This is a genomic window from Pseudomonas sp. MF08831 (assembly GCF_059862645.1).
Genome location: NZ_JCBCUX010000015.1, coordinates 107,172 through 117,280 on the forward strand (window position 1 = coordinate 107,172; position 10,109 = coordinate 117,280).

9 protein-coding genes are annotated in these 10,109 nt (G+C 61.1%); all 9 read left to right on the forward strand.

Features of this window, described 5'->3' with window-relative positions:
* Window positions 1-17: 17 nt before the first annotated feature.
* The 9 genes from AC19YS_RS26015 (at window position 18) to glgA (ending at window position 10,090) form a co-directional block, all read left to right on the forward strand.
* Entirely contained in the window at window positions 18-1,013 is a 996-nt protein-coding gene (locus AC19YS_RS26015) for an aldo/keto reductase (RefSeq protein ID WP_500602967.1), read from the forward strand.
* Between the two features lie 143 nt (window positions 1,014-1,156).
* Window positions 1,157-3,148: a methyl-accepting chemotaxis protein gene (locus AC19YS_RS26020; RefSeq protein WP_500602968.1), complete on the forward strand. Its 1,992-nt coding sequence runs from the start codon at window positions 1,157-1,159 to the stop codon at window positions 3,146-3,148.
* A gap of 90 nt (window positions 3,149-3,238) precedes the next feature.
* Window positions 3,239-3,697 (forward strand): SRPBCC family protein, encoded by a 459-nt coding sequence (locus tag AC19YS_RS26025; protein ID WP_119740152.1) that lies wholly within the window; start codon window positions 3,239-3,241, stop codon window positions 3,695-3,697.
* A 111-nt stretch (window positions 3,698-3,808) separates the two neighbouring features.
* A complete protein-coding gene (locus AC19YS_RS26030; protein WP_500602969.1) occupies window positions 3,809-4,255 on the forward strand; it encodes a DUF411 domain-containing protein in 447 nt (148 codons plus the stop codon).
* Window positions 4,256-4,258: 3 nt separating this feature from the next.
* Window positions 4,259-4,699 carry a YqaA family protein gene (locus AC19YS_RS26035; RefSeq protein WP_500602971.1) on the forward strand — a complete coding sequence of 147 codons (441 nt, stop codon included), beginning with the start codon at window positions 4,259-4,261 and terminating at the stop codon, window positions 4,697-4,699.
* Window positions 4,700-4,914: 215 nt separating this feature from the next.
* The gene (locus AC19YS_RS26040) at window positions 4,915-5,928 is read left to right on the forward strand and encodes an alpha/beta fold hydrolase (RefSeq protein WP_500602972.1); all 1,014 of its coding nucleotides are present in this window, start codon (window positions 4,915-4,917) and stop codon (window positions 5,926-5,928) included.
* A gap of 102 nt (window positions 5,929-6,030) precedes the next feature.
* The gene (locus tag AC19YS_RS26045; protein WP_500602973.1) at window positions 6,031-7,044 is read left to right on the forward strand and encodes an alpha/beta fold hydrolase; all 1,014 of its coding nucleotides are present in this window, start codon (window positions 6,031-6,033) and stop codon (window positions 7,042-7,044) included.
* Between the two features lie 26 nt (window positions 7,045-7,070).
* Window positions 7,071-8,024, forward strand: coding sequence for a D-2-hydroxyacid dehydrogenase family protein (locus AC19YS_RS26050; protein WP_500602974.1), 954 nt, complete (start codon window positions 7,071-7,073; stop codon window positions 8,022-8,024).
* 509 nt (window positions 8,025-8,533) lie between these two features.
* Window positions 8,534-10,090: a glycogen synthase GlgA gene (gene glgA, locus AC19YS_RS26055; RefSeq protein WP_106579068.1), complete on the forward strand. Its 1,557-nt coding sequence runs from the start codon at window positions 8,534-8,536 to the stop codon at window positions 10,088-10,090.
* The last annotated feature ends 19 nt before the right edge of the window (window positions 10,091-10,109 follow it).

Genomic DNA, 10,109 nt, shown 5'->3' on the forward strand with positions numbered 1-10,109 from the left:
TCCAAGGAGCTCTCCCGATGCATACTCGCCAACTCGGCAAAAACGGCCCTCACGTCTGCGCCATCGGCCTGGGCTGCATGGGCATGACTGATTTCTACACCACCGGCACCGATACCCAGGAAGCGATTGCAACCTTGCACCGCGCCCTGGAGTTGGGCGTCACGTTGCTCGACACCGCCGACATGTATGGCCCTCACACCAATGAGGCACTGATCGGCAAAGCCATCGCCGGCAAACGCGACCAAGTGTTTCTGGCGAGTAAATTCGGCTTTGTGCGTGACCCGGCCAACCCGTCGGCACGCGGTGTGAATGGCCGCCCCGAGTACATTCGCGAGGCCATTGACGGCACCTTGAAACGTCTGGGCATCGAAACGCTGGACCTGTATTACCAGCACCGCGTTGACCCCGACGTGGCAATCGAAGAAAGCGTCGGCGCGATGGCCGAGCTGGTCAAGCAAGGCAAGGTGCGTTACCTGGGCCTGAGTGAAGCCTCCGCGGCCAGCCTGGAGCGCGCGCACAAGGTGCACCCGATCAGCGCCCTGCAAAGTGAATATTCGCTGTGGAGCCGCGACCAGGAAGACAACGGTTGCCTGGCGGCCTGCCAGCGCCTGGGCATCGCCTTTGTGCCTTACAGCCCGCTGGGGCGCGGGTTTCTCACCGGCGCGCTGAAAAGTCCGGAGGATTTCGCCGCCGACGACTACCGCCGCTCCAGCCCGCGCTTTCAAGGTGAGAACTTTGCCAAAAACCTGCTGCTGGTGGAGCAAGTGAAAGCGCTGGCTGCGCAAAAAGGCGTGACAGCCGGGCAACTGGCGCTGGCCTGGGTGCTGGCGCAGGGTGATTACCTGATCCCGATTCCGGGCACCAAGCAGCGCAAATACCTGGAAGAAAACGTGGCGGCCGTGGATATCAGCTTGAGCCCTGCCGAATTGTCAGCGCTGACGTCGATCTTTCCGGCGGGCGCTACCGCGGGTTTGCGCTACACCGAAGCGTCAATGGGCCTGGTGAATAAATAGCCTGTGGTCAGGGCGCACCCACTGACGGTGCGCCCTGACCTTTCTTGCACGATGGTACCTCAAGCTCCTCCTTGCCAAGCCGATAGCCCGATGAAGCTCTAACACAGCCGCGTCGATAATAAACGCTTCGTAAGGACGACCTCATGCCCCCACTGCGCTCCATCCAAACTCGCTACACCCTGTTTCTGGTGCTGTTCGTCCTGGTGTTATTTGTGTTGACGGTGGTGGGGATCGGCCAGTTGGTCGCGCCCAAGCTGCGGCACACTGAAGAACAGGTGGTGCTCAACCGCATCGCGGAAGTAGCCGAACAGATTCAGGGCGAACTGAACAAGGTTCAGGCCCAGCAACGCAGCATCACCCAGACCATTCCCCTGCTCGACAGCGATGCCATCGACAAAGTCCTGCCCGGCCTGGTGGACCAGTACGGCGAGCTGAAAGTCTTCGGCGGCGGCATCTGGCCATTGCCGAATCAGCGCACGCCGGGGCGCAACAAGCACAGCACGTTCTGGCACCGCGATGCGTCGGGCAAGCTGGCAGTCAACACCTTCTGGAACAGCGACGCGGCGCCCAATTACTACGACCAGAGCTGGTACAAAGGCGGTCTCGCCTCACCGCGTGGCCAGTGCGCCTGGGCGGCGGCTTACAAAGACGACGCCAGCCAGGAGCCACGCACCAACTGCGCCATGGCCATCCAGCGCGACGGTGCCGCCTACGGCGTTGCCACCATTGACGTGACCCTGGGTTTCTTCAATGACCTGGTGGCCAGCAAAGAGACAGACATCGGCGGGCAGATGCTGATCGTCGAGGGCGACGGCAAGATCATCAGCAACAGCACGCGCATCAGCGGCCCGGTGGTGTTGAAAAACATCAGCGAATTGGCTGGCACCTCGGCGTTTGCCGCTCAGGTCAGCAAGGCCCTCGCCCACCGCGACCAGGCCCAGCGCGCCGAATTCGACAACCAGGGCGTGGCCAGCACCTTTTACATGCGCCCGATCGAGGGCACGCCGTGGTTCCTGGCTACCGCCCTGCCGACCTCGCTGATCACCGCTCAGCGTGATGATGTGCTCGGCAGCCTGGCCCTGTTGCAAATTCCCATGGTGTTGCTGCTGGTGCTGCTGGCGTTCTATGCCATCCGCCAACTGGTGCAGCGCATGAAATCGCTGAGCATCAATATCGACGCGCTGTCTGCCGGCGATGCTGACCTGACACGCCGCATCACCATCCGTGCCGAAGATGAAATGGGCGCTATCGGCCATTCGGTCAACCGCTTCATCATCTACCTGCAAAACATGATCGGTGAAGTGACGCTGGCCACGGGCGCCATGTCGACGGGGCTTGAGCAATTGCAGCAGACCTCGGCGCAAACCAACCGGATTCTGGTGCGGCATGCCTCGGAGACCGATCAAACGGTCACGGCCATCACCGAAATGAGCTCCACTGCCGACACCGTGGCGCAGAACGCCGCTGAAACCGCCTCCTTCACCCAGCGCGCCAACGAACACGCAGACCGCTCACGGGTGGTGGTCGGAGAAGCGTCCACCAGCGTCAGCGCGTTAATCGGCGAAGTGGCCAGCGCCACCCACACCGTGGAAAACATGCGCCAGGACGCTGCTCGCATCACCGAAACCCTTGGCGTGATCGGCGCAATTGCCGGCCAGACCAACCTTCTGGCGTTGAACGCCGCGATTGAAGCGGCGCGGGCCGGTGAGCAAGGCCGTGGTTTTGCGGTGGTGGCCGACGAAGTCCGGGCGCTGGCGGCACGCACCCAGGCCAGCACCTCGCAGATCAACGAAATGCTCGCACGCCTGACCACCGGGGTCAGTTCGTCGGTGACCGCCATGGAAAACACCCAGGCCAGTTGCCAGTCGGCCGCGGATGCAACCGCGCGAGTCAACACGGGCCTGGACGAGATGGCCGGCTCGGTCAGCCATATCAACAACCTCAGCACTCAAATCGCCACTGCCGCCGAGCAGCAAAGCGCGGTGACCGAGGAGATCAACCGCAGCATGGTGCAGATCCGACATATGGTCGAAGAACTGGTCGAAAGTGGCCACGCCACTGAAACCAATACACAAAGCCTGCTGGACGCCAATGGCCGAGTGATTGCGTTGATGAGTCGCTTCAAGGTGCGCTGATAAATGCATGAAACACTCCCGTGCAAAACACGGGAGTGCGACTATTCTGACAGCTCCTAGTGCAAAGTCTCGCCACACAGGAGGTGTGTCATGCACGCTGTCGAGCATTCGAGCCGCTTGGAGCGGATCATTCAGGAACGGTTTATCGAAGCCCCCATTGATGTCGTTTACGACTACGTGACCCAGCCTGACCGCTGGCACGAGTGGCACCCCACTTCCCTCAGTGCCGACACCGGCACCACCGGCTCACTCCCGGCCGGCACCCGCTTTACCGAAGTCATCGACCTGCTGGGTGTGCGTGTGCCCATGAGTTATCGCGTGCAAATCGCCCGCCATCCAACTGAATTCAAGACTGTGTTCACTTCCCTGGCCGTGGACGGCGCCATTCACTATTTCTTGCAGCCCCATCGCGGTGGCACGCTGTTCAAGCGCGTATTGACCTACGAAACCGAGCTGCAACTGGCTACCTTGCATGAGCGCATGGTCGAGCTGTCCGACATTGCTCTGGACCAGCTCAAGCATCGGCTGGAAAACGCGCCCTTCGTATAATTTGGAAACATTACTGGCACCTTCTTCGACCTGTAGACGCTGGCTTGCCTGCGATGACGTCGTCATGATCGCCCCCCATTCCGACGACGTCCCCTTGCTCACGAGACCCGCATGAAAAACCCATTGCGACTGGCCCTGCTTTCAGCTCTGCTCACCTCCAGCCTGGCCCAGGCTGCCGAGCTGATCCCTATCGACGTACACCGCGACGCCAACTGCGGCTGCTGCAAAAAGTGGATAAGTCACCTGCAAAGCAACGGGTTCAAGGTTAACGACCATGTCGAAGCCGACATGAGTGCCGTCAAGCAGCGCCTGGGCGTGGCACCGCGCCTGGGCTCGTGCCACACCGCCGTGATCGACGGCAAATTCGTCGAAGGCCATGTCCCCGCCGAACAGGTGCTGGCCTTGCGCAAGCGCGACGACTTGCTCGGCATCGCGGCGCCAGGCATGCCCGTGGGGTCACCGGGCATGGAGATGGGCGGCAAAAGCGACGCCTATCAGGTCATCGGCCTGACCCGTGAAGGCAAAGACGTGGTGGTGGCCGACTACCCGGCCCATTGAGTCATGCTCACCGGTTACCTGGGCCTTTTCTTCGCCGCCTTCGGGGCCGCCACGCTGTTGCCGATGCAATCGGAAGCGGTGCTGGTGGGCCTGTTGATCAGCGGCCATTACAACCTGTGGTGGCTGCTCGCGCTTGCCACCGTCGGCAACGTATTGGGCTCGGTGGTGAATTGGTGGCTGGGGCGCTCGGTCGAGCGTTTCAAGGGACGGCGCTGGTTTCCGGTCAGCCCGCGGCACCTGGAAAAGGCCCGCGCGCACTACCAACGCTGGGGGCATTGGTCGTTGTTGCTCAGTTGGCTGCCGATTATCGGCGACCCGCTGACCCTGGTGGCTGGCGTCATGCGTGAGCCGTTCTGGCGCTTCCTGCTGCTGGTCAGCGTGGCCAAGGGCGCGCGATACGCGGTGCTGGCGCTCGTGACGCTGAGCCAGCTCACGCACCGGTAGCGCGGGACCACTGGTCGAAACTGTCAAATCTGACAGCTAGACGCGAGCACGGTCGGGCCCTTAATTTCCTATGCATACGCACGGTTATGCGGGCATTCCCCGTAGGAATCTTCTGTTTATCCGCGCGGTTGAGCTGTGCCTATCGGCAGTTCCAAGGGGTTAATCCTCGATTAATCGCTTGCCGACAGCATCCGATTTTCATTGCGGAGCCCACCATGCAAGCCAAGCGTATGTTCTATCTCAGCGGCCTGTTACTCGCCGCCACCCTTACCGGATGCGCCACCGGCAAACACGACACCTACGGTCCCGAGCTGCAGGGGTTCAAATACCCCTACCCGGTGGAACGGTTCAAATTCGTGTCTCAAGGCCAAACCGTGCAAATGGGGTACATGGACGTTGCCCCCAAAGGCACGCCCAATGGCCGCAGCATTGTGCTGATGCACGGCAAGAACTTCTGCGCCGCCACCTGGGAAGGCTCGATCAAACCGCTCAGCGAAGCCGGTTATCGGGTGGTGGTGCCGGACCAGATCGGCTTTTGTACCTCCAGCAAGCCTGATCACTACCAGTACAGCTTCCAGCAACTGGCGATCAACACCCATCAATTGCTGCAAAAGCTTGGCATTCAAAAGGCCACGGTCCTGGGCCATTCCGCCGGCGGCATGCTTGCCACCCGCTACGCCTTGCTCTACCCACAGCAAACCGAGCAACTGGTGATGGTCAACCCCATCGGCCTGGAGGACTGGAAAGCCCTCGGCGTGCCATACCGTACCGTCGACCAGTGGGCTCAATCAGAGAGCCGACTGACCTACCAAAGCGTGCGCGCCTATCAACAGCGCCATTATTACGCCGGGCGCTGGGAACCGGCCTTCGACCGTTGGGTGGACATGCTGGTAGGGCTGACCAATGGTTCCGGCCATACGGAGGTGGTGCGCAATTCCGCCGCGCTGTACGACATGCTCTTCACCCAGCCGGTGTACTACGAGTTCAAAAACCTGCAGGTGCCGACGCTGCTGCTGATTGGCACCGAGGACACCACGGCCCTCAACAGTGACCTGGCGTCGCCGCAAGTGCAGGCGAAAATCGGCAACTACAAGGTGCTGGGCAAGCAGGTCGCCCAGTTGATGCCGCGTGCCACGCTGGTGGAATTCGACGGCCTGGGCCACTCGCCGCAAGTGGAAGACCCTGAACGGTTCAACGCGGCGTTGCTGCAGGGCCTGAGCGCGCCCTGAAGCGATTACTACTGGGGCGCTGGCTGACCACGCGGCGCTCCGTTAATCCTCGCTTAATCCCCTCGCCACAGCATCCGAGACACTGTTTTCGGAGCCTGACCCATGACGTTGATCCGCTCACTGTGCGCTGCCAGCCTGTTGCTGAGTACTGCCGTCCCCGCCTTCGCCGCCACTGCAGGCCCCGCCTATGGCCCCGAGCTGCAAGGCTTCAAGTACCCCTATCCCGTCGAGCATTTCAACTTTGAGTCCCAGGGCAAAAGCTTGCAGATGGGTTATATGGACGTGCCCGCCCAAGGCAAGGCCAATGGGCGCGCCGTGGTACTGATGCATGGCAAGAATTTTTGCGGCGCCACCTGGGATGAATCGATTAAAGCCTTGAGCGGCGCCGGTTACCGGGTGATCGCGCCCGACCAGATCGGCTTCTGCACGTCCAGCAAGCCCGACCACTACCAATACAGTTTCCAGCAACTGGCGCTCAACACCCACCAACTGCTGGCTAAACTCGGCATTCAAAAGGCCACCATCGTCGGCCACTCCACCGGCGGCATGCTTGCCACCCGCTACGCGCTGCTGTACCCGGCGCAAACAGAGCAGCTGGCGCTGGTCAACCCGATCGGTCTGGAAGACTGGAAAGCGCTGGGCGTGCCCTATCGCAGCGTTGACCAATGGTATGAACGCGAGCTGAAACTGAGCGCCGACGGCATTCGCCAGTATGAACTCAACACTTACTACGTCGGGCGCTGGAAGCCTGAGTACGACCGTTGGGTCGACATGCTCGCCGGCTTGAACAAAGGCCCGGGGCACACCCAGGTGGCATGGAACTCGGCGTTGATTTACGACATGATCTTCACCCAGCCGGTGTACTACGAATTCAAGGATTTGCAGATGCCCACGCTGCTGCTGATCGGCACGTCCGATACCACCGCCATCGGCAGCGATATCGCGCCGCCGGCGGTCAAGGCCAGGCTCGGTCACTACGACGTGCTCGGCAAGCAAGTGGCCAAGTTGATCCCCCGCGCAACCCTGGTGGAATTCCCGGGCCTTGGGCACGCGCCGCAGATGGAAGAGCCAGTTAAGTTTAATCAGACGCTGTTGCAGGGGTTGAACGCCCTTTAATCCAACCTTTTTCGAGGCACTCGTGAATGTCGGTACAGATCGCAGTCATTGATGATTGGCAGGATGTAGCCAGTGGCGTGGTGGATTGGTCGGTGCTGCAGTCGGTGGGCCAGGTGCATTTCCTGCACGACTACCCGGCGGACACTGCGTTGATGATTGAGCGCTTGAAGGGCTTTGAAGTGATTTGCGTGATGCGCGAACGCTCGACCTTCGACAGGGCTCTGTTGGAGGGCCTGCCCCGGCTGAAATTGCTGGTGACCGGCGGCATGCGCAATGCCGCCATCGACATTGCGGCGGCCAAGGCCTTGGGAATCCAGGTGTGCGGCACCGACAGTTATAAGCAGGCGGCGCCGGAATTGACCTGGGCACTGATCATGGCCTCGACCCGCAACCTGTTGGTCGAGGCCAATGCGGTGCGCGACGGCGGCTGGCAGGTTGGCCTGGGCGGTGATCTGTATGGCAAGACCCTGGGAATCCTGGGCCTGGGCAGTATCGGCCAGAAGGTCGCGCAATTTGCCCAGGTGTTCGGCATGCGCGTGATTGCCTGGAGTGAAAACCTCACGCCAGAACGTGCGGCCGAGTCGGGAGTGACCTGGGTCAGCAAGCGTGAGCTGTTTGAACAGGCCGACATCCTGACTGTGCACCTGGTACTCAGTGATCGCAGCCGTGGCCTGGTGGATGCCCAGGCGCTGGGCTGGATGAAGCCGACCGCACGACTGGTGAATACGGCGCGCGGGCCGATCGTGGACGAACAGGCACTGGTGCAGGCCTTGTCCACCGGACGCCTGGCCGGGGCGGCGCTGGACGTGTATAGCCAAGAGCCACTGCCTGCGGAGCATCCGTTTCGGCGCTTGCCCAATGTATTGGCCACGCCGCATGTGGGTTACGTGAGCGAGCAGAATTACCGGCAGTTCTACCAGCAGATGATCGAGGATATCCAGGCCTGGGCCGGCGGCATGCCCATTCGCGTGCTCGGGTAGCGCACCAATCAAGGGCGTACGCACTGCTGTGGCGAGGTGCGTGCACCCGCTGGTGCGCGCGCAGCGGCCTCTGGCTCGACCGCAGAACATCGGGCAGTGTTGCAACCCGGCGCGAACAAACTTCGGGGCCAGGCCTTGCTGGACAGCCCCCGCGGTCAGCGCAAGCATTCAACCTTGCATAAGGTTAAAAGTTTTTTGTCCTACAAAATTCCCGCATAAACCCTACAGGCTCTAGGATCTGGCCTAGACTCATGACCGATGGGTCCGTTCCAAAATAAAAACCCCGCAAAAAATCGAAACTTTCCAACTCTGCCGTAGGTCCAGTTTTTAAGGGAGGCGAGTGCACGCGGTTCACGCCAAATGCCCGTCCATCCACTCTTTTTTAGCAATGAGTGCAACTGGCATACGCCTTGCCAGTTTGTACAGTGCTTGTGCGCCTGGCCGCAGGATGCGGTCTTCGGAGCCGATGGCAGCGGGCCATTAGCCAACCAGACATGTCGGAGAGAATTATGATCAGTGCTGCAGTAGATACTCAGGGAGAGCGTTTTAGTCAGCCGGTAGGGGGGCCCACTGCGTTGGCCGACCTGCCCAACACTGTGCGGCCGATCGTGAGTCAGAACCCGAACCGAAAGAAAGTCCTGTTCGTCACCTCCGAATTCGCCGACCTGGTGAAAACCGGCGGCCTGGGCGACGTGTCCGCCGCCCTGCCCCGCGCCATGGCGCACCTGCACGACGTGCGCGTGTTGATTCCGGGTTATCCGCAAGTGATGGAAAGCGACAACCCGATCCATATCATCGGCGAACTGGGTGGCCATGCAGCGCTGCCGCCGTGCAAGATCGGGCGCATGGATCTCAAGGATGGCCTGGTCATCTATGTCCTGATCTGCCCCGAGCTGTATGAGCGCGAAGGCACGCCGTACGGCGCCAACAACGGGCGCGACTGGCCGGACAACCATATTCGCTTCGCACGCCTGGGCCTGGCCGCCGCCGACATGGCCGCCAACCTCGCACAGATCCACTGGTGCCCGGACCTGGTGCACGCCCATGACTGGCCAGCAGGCCTGGCACCGGCGTACATGCACTGGCGTGGTTCGCGTACGCCAACGCTGTTCACCATTCATAACCTCGCCTACCAAGGCGTGGTCAGCCTGGCTTCCACCCCTGAACTGGGGATTCCGCCGCATGCCCTGCAACAGGAAGGCATGGAGTTCTACGGCAAAATGTCGTTCCTCAAGGCCGGCATGGCGTATTCCAGCCACATCACCACCGTGAGCGCCACTTACGCCCAGGAAATCACCACGCCGGAATTCGGTTGCGGCCTCGACGGCTTCCTGGCGAGCAAGACTCAACAAGGCCTGCTCAGTGGCATCCCCAACGGTATCGATGAAAGCTGGGAAACCTCCACTGACACGCACCTGACCCACAACTTCAACATTGGTGACTGGGAAGGCAAAGCCATCAACGCCGCCCATGTGCGCGAGTTGTTCGGCCTGCACGACTCCACCGGCCCGCTGTTTGCGGTGGTTTCGCGCCTGGTGTACCAAAAAGGCCTGGACCTCACCGAGGCGGTCAGCAGCTTTATCGTCGAAAACGGTGGCCAGATTGCCATCATCGGCCGAGGTGAGCCTGAAGAAGAACACGCCATGCGTGAGCTGGCCCTGCGGTTCCCGGGCCAGGTGGGCGTGCGCATCGGTTTCAACGAAACCGACGCCCGCCGCATGTTCGCCGGCAGTGACTTCCTGTTGATGCCATCGCGCTATGAGCCCTGCGGCTTGAGCCAGATGTACGCCCAGCGCTTCGGCTCGCTGCCAGTGGCGCGCAATACCGGTGGACTGGCTGACACCATTGAAAATGGCGTTACCGGGTTTCTGTTCAACGAATCCACGGTTGAAAGCTACAAGGAAGCGTTGAGCCGCGCCTTCAGGGTATTTGCCAATACCGGCCTGCTCAATGCGATGCGCAGCCGTGCTATGACGCAGCCGTTCAACTGGTCCCAGGCGGTGGAACCCTACGCCGAACTGTACGAACAGCTTGTGGTTAAAGCACTGGGGAAATCGAACAAATAATCAAGGGAGGGCTTCATAG